This is a genomic window from Kibdelosporangium banguiense (assembly GCF_017876405.1).
GTDB lineage: Bacteria > Actinomycetota > Actinomycetes > Mycobacteriales > Pseudonocardiaceae > Kibdelosporangium > Kibdelosporangium banguiense.
This window is the reverse complement of record NZ_JAGINW010000001.1, coordinates 1,794,648-1,817,079: the sequence shown is the minus strand read 5'-3', so window position 1 is coordinate 1,817,079 and position 22,432 is coordinate 1,794,648. Positions and strand designations below refer to the sequence as shown.

21 protein-coding genes are annotated in these 22,432 nt (G+C 67.0%); 17 read left to right on the top strand and 4 right to left on the bottom strand.

Features of this window, described 5'->3' with window-relative positions:
• Window positions 1-4: 4 nt before the first annotated feature.
• From folE to JOF56_RS08560, 6 genes are all read left to right on the top strand, one after another.
• On the top strand, window positions 5-622 hold the full coding sequence (gene folE, locus JOF56_RS08585) for a GTP cyclohydrolase I FolE (protein ID WP_209648098.1): 618 nt from the start codon (window positions 5-7) through the stop codon (window positions 620-622).
• Window positions 619-1,455 (top strand): dihydropteroate synthase, encoded by an 837-nt coding sequence (folP, locus tag JOF56_RS08580; RefSeq protein ID WP_209636176.1) that lies wholly within the window; start codon window positions 619-621, stop codon window positions 1,453-1,455. The genes folE and folP overlap by 4 nt, the downstream gene beginning before the upstream one ends.
• Window positions 1,452-1,814 (top strand): dihydroneopterin aldolase, encoded by a 363-nt coding sequence (gene folB / locus JOF56_RS08575; RefSeq protein WP_209636174.1) that lies wholly within the window; start codon window positions 1,452-1,454, stop codon window positions 1,812-1,814. Before folP ends, folB begins: the two co-directional genes overlap by 4 nt.
• Window positions 1,811-2,296: a 2-amino-4-hydroxy-6-hydroxymethyldihydropteridine diphosphokinase gene (gene folK, locus JOF56_RS08570; RefSeq protein ID WP_209636172.1), complete on the top strand. Its 486-nt coding sequence runs from the start codon at window positions 1,811-1,813 to the stop codon at window positions 2,294-2,296. Before folB ends, folK begins: the two co-directional genes overlap by 4 nt.
• Window positions 2,293-2,751 (top strand): DUF3180 domain-containing protein, encoded by a 459-nt coding sequence (locus JOF56_RS08565; protein ID WP_209636170.1) that lies wholly within the window; start codon window positions 2,293-2,295, stop codon window positions 2,749-2,751. The genes folK and JOF56_RS08565 overlap by 4 nt, the downstream gene beginning before the upstream one ends.
• 79 nt (window positions 2,752-2,830) lie before the next feature.
• The gene (locus JOF56_RS08560; protein WP_209636168.1) at window positions 2,831-4,444 is read left to right on the top strand and encodes a DUF6779 domain-containing protein; all 1,614 of its coding nucleotides are present in this window, start codon (window positions 2,831-2,833) and stop codon (window positions 4,442-4,444) included.
• On the opposite strand, the gene JOF56_RS08555 is transcribed toward JOF56_RS08560, so the two are convergent.
• Complete coding sequence (locus JOF56_RS08555; protein WP_209636166.1) at window positions 4,441-5,376, bottom strand: LysR family transcriptional regulator; 936 nt, start codon at window positions 5,374-5,376, stop codon at window positions 4,441-4,443. The genes JOF56_RS08560 and JOF56_RS08555 overlap by 4 nt on opposite strands.
• A gap of 76 nt (window positions 5,377-5,452) precedes the next feature.
• Here JOF56_RS08555 and JOF56_RS08550 point away from each other — a divergent pair, with 76 nt between their 5' ends.
• The 6 genes from JOF56_RS08550 (at window position 5,453) to JOF56_RS08525 (ending at window position 10,575) form a co-directional block, all read left to right on the top strand.
• Window positions 5,453-6,271, top strand: a complete 819-nt coding sequence (locus JOF56_RS08550) for an isocitrate lyase/PEP mutase family protein (RefSeq protein ID WP_209636164.1) — start codon at window positions 5,453-5,455, stop codon at window positions 6,269-6,271.
• A gap of 90 nt (window positions 6,272-6,361) precedes the next feature.
• Window positions 6,362-7,450 carry a PrsW family intramembrane metalloprotease gene (locus JOF56_RS08545; RefSeq protein WP_307855776.1) on the top strand — a complete coding sequence of 363 codons (1,089 nt, stop codon included), beginning with the start codon at window positions 6,362-6,364 and terminating at the stop codon, window positions 7,448-7,450.
• A gap of 43 nt (window positions 7,451-7,493) precedes the next feature.
• Complete coding sequence (locus tag JOF56_RS08540) at window positions 7,494-8,384, top strand: Rossmann-like and DUF2520 domain-containing protein (protein ID WP_209636162.1); 891 nt, start codon at window positions 7,494-7,496, stop codon at window positions 8,382-8,384.
• Window positions 8,381-9,271 (top strand): pantoate--beta-alanine ligase, encoded by an 891-nt coding sequence (gene panC / locus JOF56_RS08535; protein WP_209636160.1) that lies wholly within the window; start codon window positions 8,381-8,383, stop codon window positions 9,269-9,271. Before JOF56_RS08540 ends, panC begins: the two co-directional genes overlap by 4 nt.
• A gap of 15 nt (window positions 9,272-9,286) precedes the next feature.
• The gene (gene panD, locus JOF56_RS08530) at window positions 9,287-9,760 is read left to right on the top strand and encodes an aspartate 1-decarboxylase (protein WP_209636159.1); all 474 of its coding nucleotides are present in this window, start codon (window positions 9,287-9,289) and stop codon (window positions 9,758-9,760) included.
• A gap of 23 nt (window positions 9,761-9,783) precedes the next feature.
• Complete coding sequence (locus JOF56_RS08525) at window positions 9,784-10,575, top strand: type III pantothenate kinase (RefSeq protein ID WP_209636157.1); 792 nt, start codon at window positions 9,784-9,786, stop codon at window positions 10,573-10,575.
• Here JOF56_RS08525 and JOF56_RS08520 read toward each other — a convergent pair.
• Window positions 10,559-11,323, bottom strand: a complete 765-nt coding sequence (locus tag JOF56_RS08520; protein ID WP_307854986.1) for a class I SAM-dependent methyltransferase — start codon at window positions 11,321-11,323, stop codon at window positions 10,559-10,561. The genes JOF56_RS08525 and JOF56_RS08520 overlap by 17 nt on opposite strands.
• Before the next feature lie 110 nt (window positions 11,324-11,433).
• On the opposite strand from JOF56_RS08520, the gene lysS reads away from it, so the two are divergent.
• The 5 genes from lysS (at window position 11,434) to JOF56_RS08495 (ending at window position 20,610) form a co-directional block, all read left to right on the top strand.
• Window positions 11,434-12,888: a lysine--tRNA ligase gene (lysS, locus tag JOF56_RS08515; protein ID WP_209636153.1), complete on the top strand. Its 1,455-nt coding sequence runs from the start codon at window positions 11,434-11,436 to the stop codon at window positions 12,886-12,888.
• A 106-nt stretch (window positions 12,889-12,994) separates the two neighbouring features.
• Complete coding sequence (locus tag JOF56_RS08510) at window positions 12,995-13,348, top strand: histone-like nucleoid-structuring protein Lsr2 (protein ID WP_209636151.1); 354 nt, start codon at window positions 12,995-12,997, stop codon at window positions 13,346-13,348.
• 126 nt (window positions 13,349-13,474) lie between these two features.
• Window positions 13,475-14,290: an ABC transporter ATP-binding protein gene (locus JOF56_RS08505; RefSeq protein ID WP_307854984.1), complete on the top strand. Its 816-nt coding sequence runs from the start codon at window positions 13,475-13,477 to the stop codon at window positions 14,288-14,290.
• Window positions 14,291-14,755: 465 nt separating this feature from the next.
• Window positions 14,756-17,305 (top strand): ATP-dependent Clp protease ATP-binding subunit, encoded by a 2,550-nt coding sequence (locus JOF56_RS08500; protein WP_209636149.1) that lies wholly within the window; start codon window positions 14,756-14,758, stop codon window positions 17,303-17,305.
• A gap of 110 nt (window positions 17,306-17,415) precedes the next feature.
• Complete coding sequence (locus tag JOF56_RS08495; RefSeq protein ID WP_209636148.1) at window positions 17,416-20,610, top strand: AfsR/SARP family transcriptional regulator; 3,195 nt, start codon at window positions 17,416-17,418, stop codon at window positions 20,608-20,610.
• Here JOF56_RS08495 and JOF56_RS08490 read toward each other — a convergent pair.
• Window positions 20,607-21,404 (bottom strand): ABC transporter permease, encoded by a 798-nt coding sequence (locus tag JOF56_RS08490; protein WP_209636147.1) that lies wholly within the window; start codon window positions 21,402-21,404, stop codon window positions 20,607-20,609. The genes JOF56_RS08495 and JOF56_RS08490 overlap by 4 nt on opposite strands.
• On the bottom strand, window positions 21,401-22,348 hold the full coding sequence (locus JOF56_RS08485) for an ATP-binding cassette domain-containing protein (RefSeq protein ID WP_209636146.1): 948 nt from the start codon (window positions 22,346-22,348) through the stop codon (window positions 21,401-21,403). Before JOF56_RS08485 ends, JOF56_RS08490 begins: the two co-directional genes overlap by 4 nt.
• Window positions 22,349-22,432 lie beyond the last annotated feature (84 nt).

The following is a 22,432-nucleotide window of genomic DNA, read 5'->3' as shown; positions in this document are numbered from 1 at the left end:
CTCGCTGAACGGAGCGGACGCCGCCAACGGTGGCGTCCGCTCCGTTAGGCCTGTGTTCGACCAGGAACGGGCCGAGGCCGCGGTACGCGAACTCCTGCTCGCCTGCGGCGAGGACCCGGACCGCGACGGCCTCGCCGACACCCCGGCCCGCGTGGCCAGGGCATACCGCGAGATGTTCGCCGGTCTCTACATGGACCCGCATTCCGTTCTGGCCAAGACATTCGACGAGTCCCATGAGGAACTCGTGCTGGTCACCGACATTCCGATGTATTCGGTCTGTGAACACCACATCCTGCCGTTCCATGGCGTCGCGCACGTGGGCTACATCCCGAACGAGCACGGCAAGGTCACCGGGCTGTCCAAACTGGCTCGTCTGGTCGATGCCTATGCCAAGCGGCCGCAGGTTCAGGAGCGGCTGACCTCCCAGGTCGCGGACGCTCTCATGCAGACGCTGGAGCCGCGGGGCGTGATCGTCGTGATCGAGGCCGAGCACCTGTGCATGTCGATGCGAGGCATCCGGAAAGCCGGTGCCAGCACGACGACTTCGGCTGTGCGGGGGCAGTTCAAGACGTCGGCGTCCTCGCGGGCGGAGGCGCTCGACTTGATCAAGGCGCGGCGATGACCCACCGGCTGCTGCCGGATCCGGGCCGCTGCGTGGTGATGGGTGTCCTGAATGTGACGCCTGACTCTTTCTCTGATGGTGGCCGGTATTTCTCGGTCGACGATGCGGTGCGGCACGCCCACGAGATGTGGGCGGCCGGCGCGGATGTGGTCGATGTCGGCGGTGAGTCGACCCGGCCGGGAGCGCTACGGGTCGAAGCGAGTGCCGAGATCGCCCGGATCGAGCCGGTGATCAAGGAGCTGGCGGCCGCAGGCATGCGGATCAGCGTGGACACCACGCGGGCCCGTGTCGCTGAGGCTGCTCTCGCGGCCGGGGCGACGATCGTCAACGACGTTTCAGGTGGGCTGGCGGACCCGGACATGGCCGGGGTCGTCGCGGCTGCCGGGGTGCCGTGGATCTTGATGCACTGGCGCGGGCACAGCAAGGACATGAACTCGCTGGCCGTCTACGACGACGTTGTCAGCGAGGTGAAGACCGAGCTGATCGCGCGGGCCGACGCGGCTGTCGCGGCCGGTGTCGACGTCGGCGCGATCGTGATCGACCCGGGTCTGGGTTTCGCCAAGCAGGCCGAGCACGACTGGGCGCTGCTGCGTGGCCTGGACGTCCTGCTCGGGCTGGGCTTCCCGGTCCTGGTCGGGGCGTCGCGCAAACGTTTCATCGGGCGGCTGCTGGCCGCCGAGGACGGCACGCCACGGCCGGCGGAGGGCCGTGAAGACGCGACCGCGGCCATTTCCACAATGGCCGCGGCGAAAGGCGTTTGGGGTGTCCGGGTGCACGATGTGCAGCGCTCTTTGGACGCTGTACGGGTCGTGGCTGAATGGGGGCGGGCGTGAGCGACCGGATTACGCTCACCGGATTGCGGGTTCGTGGCTTTCACGGTGTCTTTGAACAGGAAAAACGGGACGGGCAGGATTTTCTGGTCGATATCACCGCGTGGATCGACCTGACTGAAGCCGCCCGGACCGACGAGCTGACCAAGACGCTGCACTACGGCGAACTGGCCGAACGCGCCGCGGCAATCATCGGCGGGACACCACGGGATCTGATCGAGACAGTCGCCGGTGAGATCGCCGACGACGTGCTCACCGACGCCCGCGTCACCGCGGTCGAAGTCACCGTCCACAAACCGTCGGCACCGATTCCGTTGATGTTCGCCGACGTTTCCGTGACCGTGCACCGGACCCGGGCATGACTACAGCTGTTTTGTCGATCGGGTCGAATCTCGGGGACCGGCTCGGATATCTGCAGTCCGCAGTGGACGGACTGCCGGTGCTCGCGGTTTCGCCGGTTTACCAGACCGCGCCGTGGGGTGTGACCGATCAGGACGATTTCCTGAACGCGGTTCTCGTTGTCTCGCACGACGACATCGACGAATGGGGCTGGCTCGACCGGGCTCACGCCCTGGAGAACGCGGCCGGGCGGGTCCGGGAAATCCGGTGGGGCCCGCGATCGCTCGATGTGGACGTCATTACGGTGGCCGGCGTGACCAGCGCCGACCCCAGGCTTGAACTGCCGCATCCGCGTGCGCACGAGCGGGCTTTTGTGCTGGTGCCGTGGCTGGACGTGCAGCCGGACGCCGAACTACCCGGGCATGGCAGGGTCGCGGACCTTGTGGCGGCGCTGGGCGACGAAGGCGTGCGACGCCGGGACGACCTGAAGCTGGAGGCGGTGTGAGGTTCACCAGGCCGCGCGATTTGGTGATCGGCGGGCTGCTCGGCGGGATCGTGTTGTACCTGATCCTGCAGCAGGCCTACGGCTCGATGCCGCCGTTGCCCACTTTGGCCGGTGTCACACTGGTGGTCATCGCGGTGATCGATGTGGTGTTGGGCTTCTCACTCCGGTCGCGGATCCGGGGCACCAAGCCCGGCAAGCCTGTCCAGGCGTTGACCGCCGCGCGTGCGGTCGCGTTGGCCAAGGCGTCGTCGATGCTCGGCGCGATCATGCTCGGCGCCTGGATCGGCGTGCTCGTATACGTCCTGCCCAAACGTTCCGAGGTGGTCGCTGCGGCCAACGACACGACAAGTTCGGTGGTCGGCGCCGTGTGTTCGGCCGCGCTGATAGCCGCCGGACTGTGGCTGGAGCACTGTCTTCGCACGCCGGATGAACCAAACAAGCCTGACGACCGTTGATCGCTGCAAAGCGCGGATTCAACGCAGGTTTCGACACGAGCAGGTCTCGGACCGATAACTGACAGGTACGGTGTTAGTCATGTCCAGCCGTGCCGTGTCGCCGCGCGACGCCAGCAGGGTGCCGAGCACGGCACGTCTGTTGCTGGGCGGCGCGCTGGTACTGGCCATCGGCGCCACCCTTGTCCTGGTCTTCAGCGACGACTCGCGGTTTCTGAAGCTGGGCATCGTCGCGGCTCTGTGGGCGGCTCTGGTCGGCGCGTTCCTGGCCGCGCGGCTGCGCCGTCAGGTGGCCGACCGGCAGGACGAGTCCAAGAGTATGCAGGCGATCTATGAGCTCGAACTCGAGCGCGAGATCGCCGCCCGCCGGGAGTACGAGCTCGAACTGGAAGCCGAGGCCAAGCGCAAGGCCGAGGAACAGTCCAGGCAGGACATAGACGCTCTGCGTACCGAACTCGGTGCGCTGCGTGAGACTTTGCAGACTTTGCTGGGTGGCGAGGTGCTCGTCGAGCGGTTTGCCTTGCAGGCGCAGGCAACGCGGATGCGGCCGATGGCCGACGAGGCACACCAGCTGCCGCCGCAGAACCAGATGATGAAGCGGCTGAACCCGTCGCCCGCGGCCCCGAGTCAGCCGGTGATCATCCCCGGCGAGCCGCAGACCGAGATGATGGGCCGCGTCCCCGGGAGCGCACCGCAGTCTCAGCCTCGGCGCGAGACCCGCCCCCAGCCTCAGCGTCCGGCACCGCAGCGCCCAGCGCGCTCGCCGTCCGAACGTCAGGTCCAGGTCTCCCAGCCGCTCGCTCAGCCCCGCGTCCGCGACGAGGACCCCGGCTCCGGCTGGTGGGAGCCGGTCGTCCAGCCCGGTGCCGCGGCTGACCCGCGCCGTCAGGAGTACCGCCAGCCAGTCGCCGGCGAGTCGGTGAACTCGCTCGGTGAAAGCATCGACATGAGCTGGACTCCCTCCTGGGAGCGCAACGCCCCGGCGCAACCGCCCCAGGCCGCGCGCCAGCAGCCAGGCAGGCCCCCGCGCCCGCCCAAGAAGCCCGAGCCCCAGCCCAGCAGGCCGATGCAGCGTCCCACCGAGGCCGAGACCCGCCAGACCCCGCTCCCGGCGAAACAGCCGGTCGTCGAGGCCCCGACGCAGATCCAGCCGCTTCCGGAGCCCATTCCTGCTCGCCCGCCCGAGCCCCCAGCCCGTGCGGCCGAAGCCTCCATGCGCAGCGCCCCCGTTGCTCCACCGGTTCGCGAACCGTCGATGCGCGGCGTTGCGCCTGTGCCGCCGCCTAACCGTTCAGCTGAGTCGTCCGTGCGCGTAACCCCTGTGCGCAAGCCTGAGCCACCGCCACCCCCGCCGCCTCCAGTTCGTAAGCCGGACCCGTCCAGTCGTGTCGTCCAGCCGCCTGACGGTCCGGACGCAGGTGGTCGCCGCCGTGCGGACGACTCCGCCAGCGGCCGTCGTCGCGCCCCTGAGCCGGGACCAGCTGCCGCGCAGGACGCCGGAGGACGTCGTCGCCGTGCCGACGACGCGCCTTCGTGGCAGGAGACCCTGCAGGCCCGCAACTCCGGAACCCACGCGAAGCCTCCTCCACCGCCTGAGCCCTCGGGGTCACACGCGGAGGGCAAGTCGGTGAACGAACTGCTTGCGGCATATGGAAACGCTGAAACGCCCCGGCGCAGGCGCAGGCGGGACGACTAGCCTTTCTCCACCAGGTCCGGCGTGTGGTCGGCCAGGACCTGTAGAAACGCCGTCGCAGCCTGGCTTTGGTGCCCGGCGATCCGGCGGACGGCGACAACCGGGATTCGGGCGTTCATGCTCGGCACGTCGATCATGCGCAGGCTGCCGATCCGGAGTTCTTCCCGCACGCTGCTGACCGGCATGAGCGCGACACCAAGACCGGCTTCCACCAGCCGTTTCTGCGCGGTGAGGCTGTCGACTGTGGTGATCTGAGGGTGCTGCAGACCAGCGGCGGCCAGATGCCGTTCGAGGAGATTGCGGAACGATCCCTGCTTGCCGCGCTCGGCCGGGAAGCCGAGCCATTTCTCGTCGCGTAGCGGAAGCAGGTCGGGTAACTCGGCGGCGGTGATGCGGTGCGCGGGCGGCACGATGACGTAGAGCTTCTCGTCGCCGAGCGGGATCGACTCGAGTTTGGGGTCGGTGTCGGGGTGATAGCGCAGGCCGAGGTCGGCTTCGCCGCTGCGGACCAACGCGCTCACCTCGCGGCTCGTCGCAGTGCGTAGGTCGACCGTGACTTCGTCGAAGCGCGCGGTGAAGGCGCGTAGGGCGTCCACGATGTGCGAATCAGCCAGCGTGCCGACAATGGCCAGACGGAACGTCAACGCACCGACGGTCCGATCCCGAACAGCACGCTCGCCGTCGCGGACGGCCGCCAACGCGGCTTCCGCGTAGGGGAGGAGGGCGCGGCCTGCTTCGGTGAGCGTCACCCGGCGGCCTGCGCGCTCGAACAACACCGCGTCGAGGGACTGTTCCAGCTCGTGGATTCGGCGGCTGACCGCGGGCTGGGACCGGTGCAGGCGTCGCGAGGCTTCGGTGAAGCCGCCCACCTCCGCGATGCACACAAAGGTCTCGATCTCGTCGAGCGTCATCACATCAGTATTGCTGATGATCACTTTCAGAACTATGCATTTGCATCATCATTGCCGGGGCGGCACCGTGGAGATCAGGCAACTCGGGAGGAACGTTCCAATGATCGACCAGGCGACCAAGGCCGCACAGTTCCGCGCACTGCACGAGCGGCCGGAGCCCTTCCTGCTCCCGAACCCCTGGGACACCGGGACGGCCCGCCTGCTCGCCAGCCTCGGGTTCGAAGCCCTGGCCAGCACGAGCCTGGGCGTTGCCGCCCAGAACGGCAACACCGGAGCCAGCGCTCGGCAGATCCTGGACAACTGTCGGGAGTTGTGCGAGGCGACCGCGCTGCCGGTGAACGCCGATCTTGAGAACTGTTTCGCCGACGACCCGGCCGAGGCCGCGAAGACGATCGAGCTGGCCGTGGAAGCAGGTGTGGTCGGGGCCTCCATCGAGGATTTCTCGGGGGACCCGCAGGCGCCGATCTACGAGTTCGAACTCGCGGTTGACCGGGTCCGGGCCGCGGTGGAGGTCGCGCGTGGGTTGCCGGTTGCGCCGGTGCTCACCGCCCGTGCCGAGAACCTGCTGCACGGTGTGAACGATCTGGACGACACGATCAGGCGGCTCCAGGCGTTCGAAGAGGCCGGGGCGGACGTGTTGTACGCGCCAGGACTGCGCACTTTGGACGAGATGCGCGCCGTGGTCTCGTCGGTGGGCAAGCCGGTGAACGTGGTGATGGGATTCGCGGATCCGTCGATCACACTGGAGAAACTCGGCGAGATCGGAGTCCGGCGGGTCAGCATCGGCGGCGCACTGGCCCGGATCGCCCTCCAGTCCTTTATGGAGAGTGCGCGGCAGATGCGGGCCGGCCGGTTCGGATTCGTGGCTGACCTGCGTCCGCTGCCGGAGATCTTCGGGGCTTTCCCGCGGGCGGACTGACACGAGGTAAACGCCGCCCGGCTAAAGTTCCGCGTCGTGATGATCCAGGAGCCGGCCGTGACGAAGCGGCCGACACCACGACGTATGACCGTGCTGGTCCCGATGGCCGGCCTGATCGTGCTCAGTCTGTGCGGGATCGGCGTGTTCGCCTACCTCACGGCGAGGGTGGGGCTGGTCGCAGAACTGGTCGGGATGGGTGGGGCGCTGTTGCCGGTCGGGCCGGTCGTCGCCGTGTTCCTCTGGATCGATCGCTGGGAACCCGAGCCCGCGAAGCTGCTGTGGCTGGCGTTCGCGTGGGGAGCGTGCGGCGCGACACTCACCGCGCTGCTGATCAACAACACCGCCGAGGTCGTGGGCGATCTCCTGCTGGGCAAGGGCGGCGGGGACACCATCAGTGCGGTCGTCTCGGCCCCGTTGATCGAGGAGGCCGCGAAGGCCGCGTTCGTCCTGGGTATCTACCTTTGGAAACGCCAGGAGTTCAACGGCCTCATCGACGGCATCGTCTACGCGGGCATGTGCGCGGCCGGGTTCGCGTTCACCGAGAACATCTACTACTTCGGCCGGATCTTCCTGGAGCACGGCTTCGGTACCGCAGACTCCGCCGGGGTCGTGGCCGCGTTCATTCTTCGTGGGGTGATGTCGCCCTTCACGCATCCGCTCTTCACCATCATGACCGGCATCGGGATCGGCATCGCGGCGACGACCACGCGCAAAGGCTTGCGAATCGCGGCTCCGCTGCTCGGGTATCTGCTGGCTGTCGCCCTGCACGCGGCGTGGAACGGGGCCGCGACCCTGGGCAACGCGACGACGTTTCTGAATGTGTACTTCCTGGTCATGGTGCCTGTGTTCCTGGGCGCCGCCGTCCTGGTGAACTGGGCGCGCAAACGGGAGCAGAAGGTCGTTGCCAACGCACTGCCCGCGCTGGTCGACGAAGGGCTTGTCCCGGCCAGTGAGGTCGACCTGCTCGCTAGTTTGAAACGTCGCCAGGAGTGGCGCCGCAAGGTCCGCCGCAAGTCCGGGCCCGCCGCGGGCAAGGCGGTCGCGGACTACCAGGTCGCGGTCACTGAGCTCGCGTTTCACCGCAATGGCCGGGCCGCCGACGACCAGGCCGGGCAGTTGCTGGCTCAGGCGGTTCGCGTGAGCCGGGCCACGGCGGTCAGCGCTGCCGGTCGGCGGTAGTTACGCTCTGGGCTTGCCTGCAGCGACAAGGAGATGACGTGTCATGAGCCGCCCCGCGCGCCTCGGAGTGGGCGTGGTGTCCGCCGGCCGGGTCGGTGCGGTGATGGGTGCCGCGCTGGCACGGGCCGGCCACGCCGTGGTCGCCGCGTCCGGGGTGTCCCGGGATTCGATCCGGCGCGCTGAGGAGCTGTTGCCGGGAGTCCCCTTGCTGCCGCCCGACGAAGTGGTCAGCAAGGCCGATCTGGTCCTGCTGGCGCTGCCGGACGACGCGTTGTCCGGCATGGTCCGTGGACTGGCGGCGACCGGTTCGCTGAGGCCTGGGCAGATCGTGGTGCACACGTCGGGTGCGTACGGCGTGGAGGTGCTGCAGCCGGCCGCCGATCAGGGCGCGTTGCCGTTGGCTCTGCATCCGGTGATGACGTTCACCGGCCGCGCCGAGGACCTGGAGCGGCTGGTGGCCTGCTCGGTCGGGATCACGGCTGCGGACGACGACGAAGCAGCGTGGAATGTCGGCGAAGCGCTTGTCGTGGAGATGGGGTCCGAGCCGGTACGGGTCCCGTCCGCGTCGCGGCCCGCGTATCACACGGCTTTGGCGTACGCGGCGAACAACCTCATGACGCTGGTCGCCGATTCGGCTGACCTGTTGCGGCAGTCTGGCGTGGCCACGCCCGAGCGGCTGCTGGGCCCATTGCTTTCCGCCGCATTGGACAATTCGTTGCGGCACGGCGATCGCGCGTTGACCGGCCCGGTCGCGCGTGGTGACGCCGGAACAGTCCGCAAACACCTGCAAGTGTTGCGGGACAACGCCCCCGAGATGCTGCCGGCGTATCGCGAGCTCGCCAGGCGGACCGCGTCGCGCGCGGTCGCCAGTGGGCTGCTGCGCGGCGATCTCGCGCCGGACGTTTTCCAGGCCATCGATGAGGAGCGCGAGTGACGCAGGCACCCCAGTTCAGCCGCGGCCAGCTGCATGTCCACAGCAGCCCGCAAGAGGTCGCCAGGGTCACCCGGGCCCTGCGCGCGGTCGGCACCAAGATCGTGCTGGTGCCCACAATGGGCGCGTTGCACGCCGGGCACCGCGAACTGTTGCGCCGCGCGCGCAACATCCCCAACACCGTCCTGGTTGCTTCGATCTTCGTGAACCCGTTGCAGTTCGGGCCGAACGAGGATCTGGAGCGTTACCCGCGGCCATTGGAAGCGGATCTTGAGGCGTGCCGGGACGAACGTGTCGAGATCGTGTTCACGCCTGGCCGTGAGGACATGTACCCGCCCGGTTCGCAAGTGACTGTCCATCCTGGACCGTTGGGCGACGACCTGGAAGGAAGTGTCCGAGATGGACACTTCGCGGGCGTGCTCACCGTGGTGGCCAAGCTTTTCAACATCGTGCGGCCGGATTTCGCGCTGTTCGGCGAGAAGGACTACCAGCAGCTGGTGCTGATCAAGCAGATGGTGGCCGATCTCGACATGGAGACCCGCGTGATCGGCGTGCCGACCGTGCGCGAACCCGACGGCCTCGCGTTGTCCTCGCGCAACGTCTATCTCAACGCCGAACAGCGGGAGAGTGCGGTCGCGCTGTCCGCCGCGCTCTCGGCAGGCGCGTACGCGGGCCGCGGCGGGAAAGAAGATGTACTCAAGGCTGCCCAGGAAGTCCTGGCCGCCCATCCAGAGGTCGCTCTTGACTATCTCGAGGTCCGCGCACCCGATCTGGGCCCCGCGCCCGAGAAGGGTGAGGCGCGGCTGCTCGTGGCCGCCCGGGTGGGCACCACGAGACTTATCGACAACACCGGCCTGCTGCTCGGCGAACCGCCCGAGCCGGGCCTGTAAGGGGGCACCACCGAAATGCTGCGCACCATGCTGAAGTCCAAGATCCACCGGGCCACGGTCACCCAGGCCGACCTGCACTACGTGGGGTCGGTGACGATCGACGCCGACCTGATGGACGCGGCCGACCTGCTGGCCGGAGAACAGGTCACCATCGTGGATGTGACCAACGGCGCGCGCCTGGAGACCTACGTCATCGCAGGTGAGCGGGGCAGCGGTGTGATCGGTATCAACGGCGCCGCCGCGCACCTGGTCCACCCGGGCGACATCGTCATCATGATCAGCTACGGGATGATGGACCGCGCCGAGGCCGCCTCGTTCCGGCCGAAGGTCGTGTTCGTCGACGCCGAGAACAAGATCGTCGAACAGGGTGACGATCCCGCGCACGCCCCGGCCGGGTCCGGCCTGCTGTCCGGGGCCGCGATCGAGCCGCTCGCCGAGACCGAGGACGCCGCCATGCTGGACGCGTTGCTCCAGCCGGAGAACTCCTGAGCCGGTACTCCTAAGCTCACGTCGTGCTCTTCGCGATCGACGTCGGCAACACCAACATCGTTCTGGGCCTCTACCAGGGCGCCACCCTGGTCCGGGACTGGCGGATGCGCACCGACGCCCGGATGACCGCGGACGAACTCGCGCTCACCATGCGCGGCCTGCTCGGTGAGCACGCCGACGAGGTGACCGCGGTTTCGGCCCTCTCGACGGTTCCCGCCGTGCTGCGGGAACTGCGGGTCATGCTCGGCCGGTACTACTCGGCCGTGCCACAGCTCATTGTGGAGCCGGGGATTCGCACCGGCGTCCCGTTGCTTGTGGACAATCCGAAAGAGGTCGGCGGCGACCGGGTGATCAACACACTGGCGGCGCATCACCTCTACAGCACGGCATGTGTGGTCGTCGACTTCGGCACGTCCACGAATATCGACGTGATATCCGCGAAAGGCGAATTCCTCGGCGGCGTATTCGCGCCCGGCATCGAGATCTCGGTGGACGCACTGGCCGCGCGCGCCGCGGCACTGCGCAAAGTGGAACTCGTCCGGCCCCGATCGGTGATCGGAAAGAACACTGTCGAATGCCTGCAGTCGGGCATTCTCTACGGTTTTGCCGGTCAGGTGGACGGCCTGGTCAAGCGGATCATCGCCGAACTGCATTCCCAGGGTCACGACAAAGCCGGACCGGTCACCGTCATCGCGACCGGCGGGCTGGCCCCGCTGGTGGTGGCGGAATCGGAGACGATCGGCCACCACCATCCCGATCTGACCCTGCTCGGACTGCGGCTGGTGTTCGAGCGGAATGTCAGACTGCCGGGCTGATCAGTCGATTCGCCCGATAGGTGAAGGTCCGCAGGGGGAGATCGAACTCGCCGTCCGCGGTTTCTGGTTGTGCTTTCAAGTACTCACGCATCCGGGCGTTGATCGAGGCTCGTTCCCCGGCACCGGCGACAAGCATGTGGGAATGCGTGCCGACCATCGCGACGAGCGTTTCAGCGGTACGCCGTACGGAATGCTCGAATTCCTCGCGCTCGAACGGCTCGAAGAGCCGATGATCGGGCAAAGGCGCGGGATAGGCCCAGTCGCGGCTGACCCCGGTCCGGACCATTGCGTCGAATCCGGATACCCACGGCACCCGGTCGTCCTCGTAGTTCCACAACGCGCCGACCCGGCCGCCCGGCCGCAACACCCGGCCAATCTCGTCGAGCGCTTTGGGCACGTCGAACCAGTGGAACGCCTGTCCGACGAGCACCGCGTCGACCGAACAATCGTCCAACGGGATCCGTTCGGCTGTTCCGATCAAAGCGGTGGCCGAGGGAAAACGTTTTCTGAGTTCGCCGAGCATCGCCGCGTCCGGTTCCACGGCCGTCACGGCCAATCCGAGATCGATCAGCGAACCGGTCAGTTTCCCGGTCCCGGCGGCGAGATCCAGAACGTCGGATACGCCGCCGGGCAGAACCCAGTCGATCGCCGCGGCGGGATAGTCCGGCCGGTGTTCGGCGTACTGCCCGGCCTGTGACCCGAACGAGCCGGCCCGCCGGGCGTGCAGTTCCGCTTGCGTGTCGCTCACGTCCCCAAGGTATCCGGTTGACTTGCGGGCGAGGCTTTTCCGTACCCTTTGCAGGCGTGAGTGACGAGCACGTTTCCCCAGCGCCCGAGCAAGACGACCTTCCCGAGCAGATGCGCATCCGCCGGGAGAAGCGGGAGCGGCTGCTCGCCGCCGGTATCGAGGCATATCCCGTCGAAGTGCCGCGGACCCACACCCTGGCCGAGATCCGGGCGAAGTATTCCGGCCTTGAGCCCGAGGCCTCCACCGGCGAGGTGGTCGGCATCACCGGCCGGGTGATGTTCATGCGCAACACCGGCAAGCTGTGCTTCGCCACCCTGCGTGAAGGCGACGGCGTCGAGCTGCAGGCCATGCTCAGCCTGCGGAATGTCGGGGAAGAGGCGCTTGCCGCCTGGAAGTCCGATGTCGATCTCGGTGACCATGTTTTCGTCCGCGGCGAGGTGATCACCTCCAAGCGCGGTGAGCTGTCGGTGATGGCCGACGAATGGCGAATGGCTGCCAAGGCGCTGCGGCCGTTGCCGGTCGCGCACAAGGACCTGGCGGAGGAAACCCGGATCCGCCAGCGTTATGTCGACCTGATTGTGCGGCCGCAGGCACGTCAGATGGTGCAGACGCGGGCCGCCGTGGTGCGTTCCCTGCGCGAGAGCTTCCACCGGCGCGGATTCACCGAGGTGGAAACTCCGATGCTGCAGACGTTGCACGGTGGTGCCGCGGCGCGGCCGTTCACCACCCACTCCAACGCCTTCGACATCGACCTCTTTCTGCGCATCGCGCCCGAGCTCTACCTCAAGCGATGTGTGGTCGGCGGCATCGAGAGGGTGTTCGAGATCAACCGGAACTTCCGCAATGAGGGTAGTGATTCCTCGCATTCGCCGGAGTTCGCGATGCTGGAGTTCTACCAGGCCTACGGCACTTACGACTCCATGGCGGTGCTCACCCGTGAGCTCATCCAGGAGGCCGCCGACGCCGTTTTCGGTACTCAGGTGGTCACCCTTACCGACGGCACCGAGTACGACCTTTCCGGGGAATGGACCGCGCTGACAATGTACGGTTCGCTGTCGGAAGCCCTGGGCGAAGAGGTCACCCCGGAGACTTCGGCCGAAGACTTGCGCAAGTACGCCGAGCGGCACGAACTGGAAGTCGCCCCCGGTCTCGGCCACGGCAAGCTCATCGAGGAGCTGTGGGAGCACCTGATCGGCAACGGGCTGACCGCGCCGACTTTCGTCCGTGATTTCCCGGTGGAGACTTCTCCCCTGACACGCCAACACCGCGACACGCCGGGGGTGGCGGAAAAATGGGATCTTTACCTGCGCGGATTCGAACTCGCTACTGGTTACTCGGAGCTTGTCGATCCGGTCGTCGAACGGCAAAGGCTCGTTGATCAGGCGCGGCTGGGTGCCGCCGGTGATGTCGAGGCGATGCAGTTGGACGAGGACTTTCTGCGCGCACTGGAGTACGGAATGCCACCCAGCGGCGGAGTCGGAATGGGTATCGATCGGCTGTTGATGGCACTCACCGGACTTGGGATCCGCGAGACGATCCTGTTCCCGCTCGTTCGTCCGCAATGAAAATTCAACACTGACTCCTCCGATCCTTCTGGATTTGCGCTAACCTACGGGTGCGGAGAATCATTGCCCGCTATCCGCGACCGGCATTCACCCGAGGAGGCGACGTATGGCGCAGAAGGTCACGGTGACCCTCGTCGACGACATTGACGGTTCAGTAGCCGAAGAGACGCTCGAGTTCGGGCTGGACGGGGTTTCGTACCAGATCGACCTGTCCGGTGGCAATGCCGAGAAGCTCCGGGAGATCCTGGGCGACTACGTGGAACACGCCCGCCGTTCCGGTGGCCGAAAGCGGGCGGCCGGTCGTGTTGTCGTGGGTGGCCGTGCCGTGCGGACGGCTTCCGTTGATCGCGACCAGAACCAGGCAATTCGGGAGTGGGCGCGCAAGAAGGGCTACAAAGTTTCCGATCGCGGCCGTATCCCGAAGGAAGTCACCGAGGCATACCACAACAACAGGGACTGAAAAATCCCCCAAGGGCCCGAGGCACTCGCCGCGGGCCTTTTTTGGTACGCCGGTATCCCGGACCCTCGGTTAGGCTTACCTAACTGACCTGGGGCTATGCTCCCGGGGAGCTTCGGGAGGTACTAGGTGACGGCGACGACCCCGGCGGCCCAGGTACGGCTGTCCGCGAGCGGACTGGGTCTCGGCTACGGCGAGCGGCTCGTGGTCGACGGGCTCGACATCGAGGTCGAGAGCGGCACAGTCACTTCGGTGATCGGGCCGAACGGCTGCGGCAAGTCGACCCTGCTGCGTGCACTCGGGCGTCTGCTGTCGCCGCGGGCAGGCGAGGTGCTGCTCGACGGCAAGCGCATCGACAAACTGCCCACCAAAGAGGTGGCGCGCACAGTCGGGCTGCTGCCGCAGACCCCGGTCGCCCCTGAGGGCCTCACCGTCGCCGATCTCGTCGCACGTGGCCGGCACCCGCACCAGACCTGGTACCGCCAGTGGTCGGTGGAGGACGAGGCCGCGGTGACCGACGCGTTACGGCTGACGAAGATGGACGAGCACGCGAGCCGTGTCGTCGACGAGCTGTCAGGCGGGCAACGCCAGCGCGCGTGGATCTCGATGACCCTGGCGCAGGGCACCGAACTGCTGCTGCTCGACGAGCCGATCACGTATCTCGACCTGGCGCACCAGGTCGACGTGCTCGACCTCGTGCACGACCTGCACACCACGCGCGGCACGACGGTCGTGATGGTGCTGCACGACCTGAACCTGGCCGCGAGGTACTCCGATCGGCTGATCGCGATGCGCGCGGGCAAGATCGTCGCCCAGGGCGGCCCGAACGACGTGCTGACCGAGGATCTGCTGCGGGACGTGTTCGACCTCGATGCCAAGGTCCTCACCGACCCGGTCGCGGGCACACCCATGGTCGTCCCCATCGGCTCCCGCCACAGAGTTTGATTGCCTCCGCTTCGCTCCGGCGGGCTTGGTCGCCACAGCCGGTCATGTCCACCCCGCCCCACGCAACCGACCTCTTCGCTCGGGGCGATCGCCGCCGCGGCTGGGGCGATGTCGGGCGTGTTGCGTGGCGTAAATGACCAGCGCGACCAAGCCGGGGTTTGACGACCACATACCTCCGGGCCGCATACCTCCAATGGGGTGACGGAGTGATCGCGGTCACGGTTGGATCCGGCGTGTTCGCGCATAGCGGACACGTTCCAGACCGTGGAATCAAGGGCCGGGATCCCCCGTTGTACAGGGCGTCCGGGATGACATGGGGTACATGTCCCCAAGTCCGTCATCAATCTGTGGTCGTGCGCGGCACTGAGCGCGACAGGCCGGGCGACTACAGTGGTCCTACGGTGCTGAATCCACCAACATGACGAGTGGTGAAAGGGCCGCCGGCGCAGCAGTCAGGGAGTGCGAATGTTCGAGAGGTTCACCGACCGCGCGAGGCGGGTGGTTGTCCTGGCCCAGGAAGAGGCCCGGATGCTCAACCACAACTACATCGGCACCGAGCACATCCTCCTGGGCTTGATCCACGAGGGTGAAGGTGTCGCGGCGAAGGCGCTCGAGTCGCTGGGGATCGCCCTTGAAGGCGTGCGGCAGCAGGTCGAGGAGATCATTGGCCAAGGCCAGCACGCGCCAAGCGGGCACATCCCCTTCACGCCTCGGGCAAAGAAGGTGCTTGAGCTGTCGCTGCGCGAAGCGCTGCAGCTCGGCCACAACTACATCGGCACGGAGCACATCCTGCTCGGGCTGATCCGTGAGGGCGAGGGCGTGGCCGCCCAGGTGCTGGTCAAGCTCGGCGCCGACCTCAACCGGGTCCGCCAGCAGGTGCTGCAGCTGTTGTCGGGCTACCAGGGCAAGCCGGAGACCGAGCCGGGCAGCCGCGGTGAGGGCACGCCGTCCTCGTCGCTCGTGCTGGACCAGTTCGGCCGCAACCTCACCGCCAGCGCCCGCGAGGGCAAGCTGGACCCGGTGATCGGCCGGTCCAAGGAGATCGAGCGGGTCATGCAGGTGCTGTCCCGCCGTACCAAGAACAACCCGGTCCTGATCGGCGAGCCGGGTGTCGGCAAGACCGCGGTCGTCGAGGGCCTGGCGCAGATGGTGGTCAAGGGCGAGGTGCCCGAGACGCTGAAGGACAAGCAGCTCTACACGCTCGACCTCGGGTCGCTGGTCGCGGGCTCCCGCTACCGCGGTGACTTCGAGGAGCGCTTGAAGAAGGTGCTCAAGGAGATCCGCACCCGCGGCGACATCATCCTGTTCATCGACGAGATCCACACGCTCGTCGGTGCGGGTGCCGCCGAGGGCGCGATCGACGCGGCCTCGATCCTCAAGCCGATGCTGGCCCGTGGTGAGCTGCAGACCATCGGTGCGACCACCCTTGAGGAATACCGCAAGTACGTGGAGAAGGACCCGGCCCTTGAGCGCCGGTTCCAGCCCATCCAGGTCGGCGAGCCGAACCTGGAGCACACCATCGAGATCCTGAAGGGTCTGCGCGACCGGTACGAGGCGCACCACCGCGTCTCGATCACCGACGGCGCGCTCGTGCAGGCGGCCACCCTGGCCGACCGGTACATCAACGACCGTTTCCTGCCGGACAAGGCGATCGACCTGATCGACGAGGCCGGTGCCCGGATGCGTATCCGCCGGATGACCGCACCGCCGGACCTGCGCGAGTTCGACGAGAAGATCGCCGACGTGCGCCGGGAGAAGGAATCGGCCATAGACGCTCAGGACTTCGAGCGGGCCGCGAAACTGCGCGACCAGGAGAAGCAGCTGCTCGGGCAGAAGTCCGAGCGGGAGAAGCAGTGGAAGGACGGCGACCTCGACGTCGTCGCCGAGGTCGACGAGGAGCAGATCGCCGAGGTCCTCGCGCACTGGACGGGTATCCCGGTCTTCAAGCTGACCGAGGAGGAGACCACCCGCCTGCTGCGCATGGAGGACGAGGTCCACAAGCGGATCATCGGCCAGGAGGAGGCCGTCAAGGCCGTCTCCAAGGCGATCCGCCGGACCCGTGCGGGCCTCAAGGACCCCAAGCGCCCCAGCGGCTCGTTCATCTTCGCCGGCCCGTCGGGTGTCGGTAAGACCGAGCTGTCCAAGGCCCTGGCGAACTTCCTGTTCGGCGAGGACGACGCCCTGATCCAGATCGACATGGGCGAGTTCCACGACCGCTACACCGCTTCGCGGCTGTTCGGTGCCCCTCCCGGGTACGTCGGCTACGAAGAGGGTGGCCAGCTGACCGAGAAGGTGCGGCGCAAGCCGTTCTCGGTGGTGCTGTTCGACGAGATCGAGAAGGCCCACCAGGAGGTCTACAACACCCTCCTGCAGGTGCTGGAGGACGGCCGTCTGACCGACGGTCAGGGCCGTACGGTCGACTTCAAGAACACGGTCATCATCTTCACCTCGAACCTGGGCACGCAGGACATCTCCAAGGCGGTGTCGCTCGGTTTCGCCGGTGGCGGTGAGCAGTCCAACAACTACGAGCGGATGAAGCAGAAGGTCAACGACGAGCTGAAGAAGCACTTCAGGCCGGAGTTCCTCAACCGCATCGACGACATCATCGTCTTCCACCAGCTGACCGAGGACGAGATCATCCGGATGGTCGACCTGATGATCGGCCGGGTCGAGGTCCAGCTGCGCAACAAGGACATGGCCCTGGAGCTGACCCCGCTGGCCAAGAAGCTGCTGGCCAAGCGCGGTTTCGACCCCGTGCTCGGTGCCCGGCCGCTGCGCCGGACCATCCAGCGCGAGATCGAGGACCAGCTGTCGGAGAAGATCCTGTTCGGCGAACTCGAGCCGGGCCAGATCGTCATCGGCGACGTCGAAGGCTGGAACGGCGAGGGCTCGGACGACAAGGCCCACTTCGTCTTCCGTGGTGAGACCAAGCCTCGCAACGTCCCCGACTCCCCGCCGGTCGAGCTGTCCGCCAGCGCGGGCGACCCGATCGAAGGTCTCGAAGACCACGGATGAGAGATCGAATAGGTAACTGACCAAAGGGCGGCCCCACTTCAAGTGGGGCCGCCCTTTTTTGGCCGAGACCAAACCCAGGTCCACAGCGGCGAGATCCCTAAGCTGGTGGGGTGCGAGTAGCGGTGCTGGGCCCGCTGTCCTTGCGGGATGGGGCTGACCGGGAGATCGAGGTCGGCGGCCCGAGGCTGCGCATGTTGCTGGTCCGGCTGGCGCTGGAAGCAGGCCGGGTCGTCCCGAGCGAGTCGCTGATCAACAGCCTCTGGGGTGAGCAGCCGCCGTCGGACGCGACAAACGCGTTGCAGACACTGGTTTCCAGGCTCCGCCGAGCCGGAATCGCGAAACTCCTGGAGTCCCACGCAGTGGGTTACTCCCTGGCGGTCACGGATGTCGATGCCCACACCTTCGAACGCCTGGCAGCTGAGGGAAGCCGCCTGCTCAAAGCCGGCCAGACCACCGAAGCGGCCGAGGTACTCAGAGAAGCGCTCGGCCTGTGGCGAGGCCCGGCATTGGTGGACGTGGCCGAAGCCCCCTTCGCCGCACCGGCAGTAGCCCGCTTGGCCGAACTTCGCCTGACTGCCATCGAAGACCGGATCGAAGCCGACATCAGCCGGGGCCACGAATCGGGCGTCATCGTCGAGCTCTATGCCCTCACCAGAGAGCATCCGCTCCGAGAGCGCCTGGCAGCCTTGCTGATCCGGGCTCTGCATCACGCTGGAAGACAAGCCGACGCCCTCGCCGCGTACGAGACAGCCCGCCAGAATCTGGCCGGTGAACTGGGCGTGGATCCAGGACCGGAACTCCAGGAAGTCCACCTCACCGTTCTGCGCGCCAAATCGGCCGAAGTGCCTGGCGGCGGCACGAGACTTCCCGCCCAGCTGACCAGTTTCGTAGGCCGTCAAAGGGAACTCTCCGAGCTGAGCGGGCTGCTGATGGCGGATCGGCTGGTGACGCTGATAGGACCGGGCGGCGCTGGGAAAACAAGGCTGGCGACCGAGGCCGCGACCAGAATGCCCGGCCGTGTCTGGTTTGTTCCCCTTGCTGGGCTTAGGGAAGCTGTCGATGTTCCGGTCGCGCTCGCCGCTGCGTTGGGGATTGGTGATTCGCCCATCCCGGAGGCGGCTCATGTGTGGCCGCACCGCCACCCGGATGTGACCAAGCGGCTGCTGGATGCCTTGGCAAACCGGGCAGATCTCGTGATCCTGGACAACTGTGAGCACGTCATCTCCGCTGCCGCGCACCTCGCGGACACGTTGCTGGCCGGGTGCCCGCGGCTGAGGATTCTGGCCACGAGCCGGGAATCCCTTGCCATCACTGGAGAAACTCTGCTCCAGGTCGGTCCGTTGGAACTGCCGGACGAGCACACCTCGCCAGAACAAGCCATAACGCACGCAGCAGTCCGGCTGTTGGTGGACCGAGCCGCGTCCGTGCGGCCTGGGTTCACAGTGGACACAAGCAACTTCCATGACGTCGTGTCGATCTGCCACCAGCTCGACGGTCTGCCGTTGGCCCTTGAGCTGGCCGCGGCCAGACTCCGGTCGATGACCGTCAGCCAGGTCGCCGAACGGCTTGACGACAGGTTCCGCCTGCTCAGTGGCGGCAGCCGTACTTCCCTGCCACGGCACCAGACTTTGGGTGCGGTGGTGGAGTGGAGCTGGGGCCTGCTCACGGACTTCGAACGGATCCTGGCGACTCGTCTCTCGGTCTTCGCCGGCGCCGCCACACTGGACGCGATCACAGCGGTATGTACTGGCGACGACCTTTCGCCGAACGACGTTCTCTACGTCCTTGCCTCCCTTGTGGAAAAGTCCTTTGTGGAGGCACAGGAGGGAGCCGATGGCCCGCCGCGTTACCGGATGCTGCAGACAGTCCGGGCGTTCGCGGGTGAACGCCTGACTGACGCGGACGCGGTCCGGGCGAAGCTGGCCGCGTACTACCTGACACTGGTCGAGGAGATGGACTCGGGGCTGCGCGGCCATGAGCAGTTGAAGTGCCTCGCGGTCGTGGATGCCGAGCGCGACAACATCGTTGCGGCAGTGCGGGTCGCGGTCGACAAGGGGGACGCGGACACGTCCTACCGGATTGTCGCCGGATGGGTTTGGTACTGGCTGTTGCGCCAAGGAATCTTCGGCGAGTCATTGTCGGAGCAGCTGATGCCGGTCGAGCGCATGCTGGAGCTGGAATCCGAGGCGCCGCCCGGCCCGCTGCTGATGGTCCGGGCGCTGGCGTTGAGCATCGGTATCGACGAGCCGGTGGTGAGTCAGTTCCAGCGGATCGCCGAGATCTGTGCGGATCTGGGCGACGAGCTGCTGACAGGGCGGGCTTTGATCGAACCGATGGCCTACGTGATGATGGGAAACCTGGACAAGGCGCACGAGGCGTTCCGGCGTTCGCTGCGGTGTTCCGATCCGTGGGCGCGGGCGACATCGGCGCTCATCGGTGCCCTGGCGGCGGAGAACAACGGCGCGATGGACACGGCTGAGCGGTGGTTCGCGGGCCTGATTCGCCGATACCGCCGGCTCGGCGACCGGTGGGGTCTGATGATGGCGTTGAACGGGCTCGCCGGAATTCGCTCCATGCACGGCGACATCACCGCCGCGATCGAACTGCACACCGAGGCGTGGCGGGTGGAAGCCGAGCTCGGCCCGCTGGCGGAACCGACGATGACCATGAGTCGGCTGGGCGATCAGTACTACCGGATCGGCGATCTGGAGCGCGCCAGGCAGCAGCAGGAGTCGGCGTTGGCGGGCGCCCTGCGACAAGGCCAGCAGGCGATCTCGGTCGCCATCCGCTGCCGGCTTGCAGGTGTCCTCAAGGCCGGCGGTGATCTGGCCGGCGCACGTGAGCAGATCGCGGCCGCACACGCGGTGCTGGCCGCCCGGCCGGAAAGCTCGGAAGACCCGATGCTGCACTGGGTCGCCACCGTCGAGGTGTTCACGCTGACTGCCGAAGGTGATCTGGAGCGTGCCAGGCAGGTCGCGTTGGCAGCGTTGAACGGCGTCAGCAAGCAGACCATGGCTTACCTGTACGACACACAGAGCACCGCGGACGTGGCCGAAGCGCTCGCTGTGATCGCTGCCGCGGCCGGTGATCTCACGCTGGCCGCGCGGCTGCTCGGTGCGAGCGCGGTGATCGGCGGCGCGCAGGATATGGGCTCGCCTGATGTTCGTGCTGTCATTGACCTTTTCGGCCCAGCCGAGCTCGAAGTCCTTGCCGCGGCCAGGAAAATGCCGATGGACGAGGCTCGTGCGTTGTTGAGGGAGAGCGCCTCCGCACCCCCTGATCCGGAGGCGCCCTCTACTGGCTAGCCGCCCATCCTGCGTTTGTAGGCGCGCATCGCCAGCGGATAGAAGACCAGGACGAATCCGGCCATCCAGGCCAAAGCGCCCAGCAGGTGGCTGCCGACCGGGCCACCGGTCAGCAGGGCCCGGTTGACGTCGGTCAGGAACGTCACCGGGTTGATGTCCGTGAACGCCTTCAGCCAGCCTGGCATGGTCTCGCTCGGCACGAAGATGTTGCTGGCGAAGCCGAGCGGCAGGATGAACGCGATCATCGCGCCCGGCACCGCCTGCGGGTTCTTGACCAGCATGCCGACCCACACCGAGACCCAGCACAGCGACAGGCCGAACCCGATCATCAGCACGATGTCCAGCAGGGCCGCGAACACACTGGTCTGGATCCGGAATCCCATCAGATAGCCGAATCCCAGCATGATGACGATCGCGATGGTGAATCGGACCACGTCGGCCAGCACCGCGCCGACCAGCGGCGCCGACCGCCCGATCGGCATGCTGCGGAACCGGTCGAACACGCCTTTGCTGATGTCGGTGCACAGCGACATCCCGGTGGCGAGGCTGGCGAACAACGTGGTCTGCACCATCACGCCTGGCAGCAGCATCTGCAGGTAGGCGTCCCGGTCGCCGCCGAGCGCGCCGCCGAACACATAGGTGAACAGCAACATCATGATCAGCGGCTGGAGCGTGACGTCGATCAGCTGCTCAGGATTCTGGAAGATCTTGCGGGCATTGCGCCCAGCCAGAGTCAGACTGTGGCCAAGCGCTTGCACGGGTCCAATCGAAGACCGCACAGTCAGGGTCGTCATGGTTGGGCTCCTTCTTTCCTGCGGGTGATTGCCAGGAAGACCTCGTCGAGGCTGGGGAGCCGCAGGGCGAGTTCGTCGGCGGTGATCCCGGCTTCGTCCAGTCGCCGGACCAGGGTGGACAGCAGGACCGGGTCGTCGACCGGGGTGTTGAGCTGCCCGGTGTCGTTGTCGCGTGCCGGTTTCGCGCCGGTCAGGTCGATCAGTATCCGCTCGACGATGTCCATGTCCTTCCAGTGCGACGGCCGCACCTGCAGTGTCTGGCCGCCGATCTTGCGTTTCAGCTCGTCGGGTTTGCCGTCGGCGACCACCCGGCCGTGGTCGATCACCGCGATCAGGTCGGCCAGTTGATCGGCTTCCTCCAGGTACTGGGTGGTCAGCAGCACGGTCACGCCGTCGTCGACGAGCCTGCGGACGATGTGCCAGACCTCGTTGCGGCTGTGCGGGTCCAGTCCGGTCGTGGGCTCGTCCAGGTACAGCACCTGCGGCTGGCCCACCAGGCTCGCGGCCAGGTCCAGCCGTCGCCGCATGCCGCCGGAGTACGTCCGCACCGCGCGGTCGGCCGCGTCGCTGAGCTCGAACCGGTCCAGCAGTTCACCCGCTTTCTTGCGGGCGCTCGCCTTCGGTATCTCCAGCAGCCTGCCGATCAGCACCAGGTTCTGGCGGCCGGACAGGTCCTCGTCCACCGACGCGTACTGGCCGGTCAGGCCGATCTGCTGACGGACCGCGACAGGCTGTTTGACGACGTCGTAGCCGCCGACGCGTGCACTGCCCGCGTCCGGGCGCAACAGAGTCGCCAGGATGCGCACCGCGGTGGTCTTGCCCGCCCCGTTCGGGCCGAGTACGCCGAGGATCTTGCCGGCGGGCACGGTCAGGTCGACCCCGTCCAGCGCGGTCGTGTCACCGAAGCGCTTCACCAGGCCCTCGGCCTCGATTGCGTAGGCCATGTGTAGTCCCTCCCCTCATGTTCGTTCCGCGTCTCACACTGCAGGGGAGCGCTGTCTGGCCGCGCACAGAACGCTGTCAGCGCG

Bases quoted from the DNA above. Each gene is read 5' to 3' on its own strand.
- folK (WP_209636172.1), top strand. From the start codon at position 1,811: ATGACTACAGCTGTTTTGTCGATCGGGTCGAATCTCGGGGACCGGCTC.
- JOF56_RS08550 (WP_209636164.1), top strand. From the start codon at position 5,453: ATGATCGACCAGGCGACCAAGGCCGCACAGTTCCGCGCACTGCACGAG.
- JOF56_RS08490 (WP_209636147.1), bottom strand. From the start codon at position 21,404: ATGACGACCCTGACTGTGCGGTCTTCGATTGGACCCGTGCAAGCGCTT.
- JOF56_RS08510 (WP_209636151.1), top strand. From the start codon at position 12,995: ATGGCGCAGAAGGTCACGGTGACCCTCGTCGACGACATTGACGGTTCA.
- JOF56_RS08500 (WP_209636149.1), top strand. From the start codon at position 14,756: ATGTTCGAGAGGTTCACCGACCGCGCGAGGCGGGTGGTTGTCCTGGCC.
- JOF56_RS08560 (WP_209636168.1), top strand. From the start codon at position 2,831: ATGTCCAGCCGTGCCGTGTCGCCGCGCGACGCCAGCAGGGTGCCGAGC.
- lysS (WP_209636153.1), top strand. From the start codon at position 11,434: ATGCGCATCCGCCGGGAGAAGCGGGAGCGGCTGCTCGCCGCCGGTATC.
- folP (WP_209636176.1), top strand. From the start codon at position 619: ATGACCCACCGGCTGCTGCCGGATCCGGGCCGCTGCGTGGTGATGGGT.
- JOF56_RS08485 (WP_209636146.1), bottom strand. From the start codon at position 22,348: ATGGCCTACGCAATCGAGGCCGAGGGCCTGGTGAAGCGCTTCGGTGAC.
- panD (WP_209636159.1), top strand. From the start codon at position 9,287: ATGCTGCGCACCATGCTGAAGTCCAAGATCCACCGGGCCACGGTCACC.
- JOF56_RS08540 (WP_209636162.1), top strand. From the start codon at position 7,494: ATGAGCCGCCCCGCGCGCCTCGGAGTGGGCGTGGTGTCCGCCGGCCGG.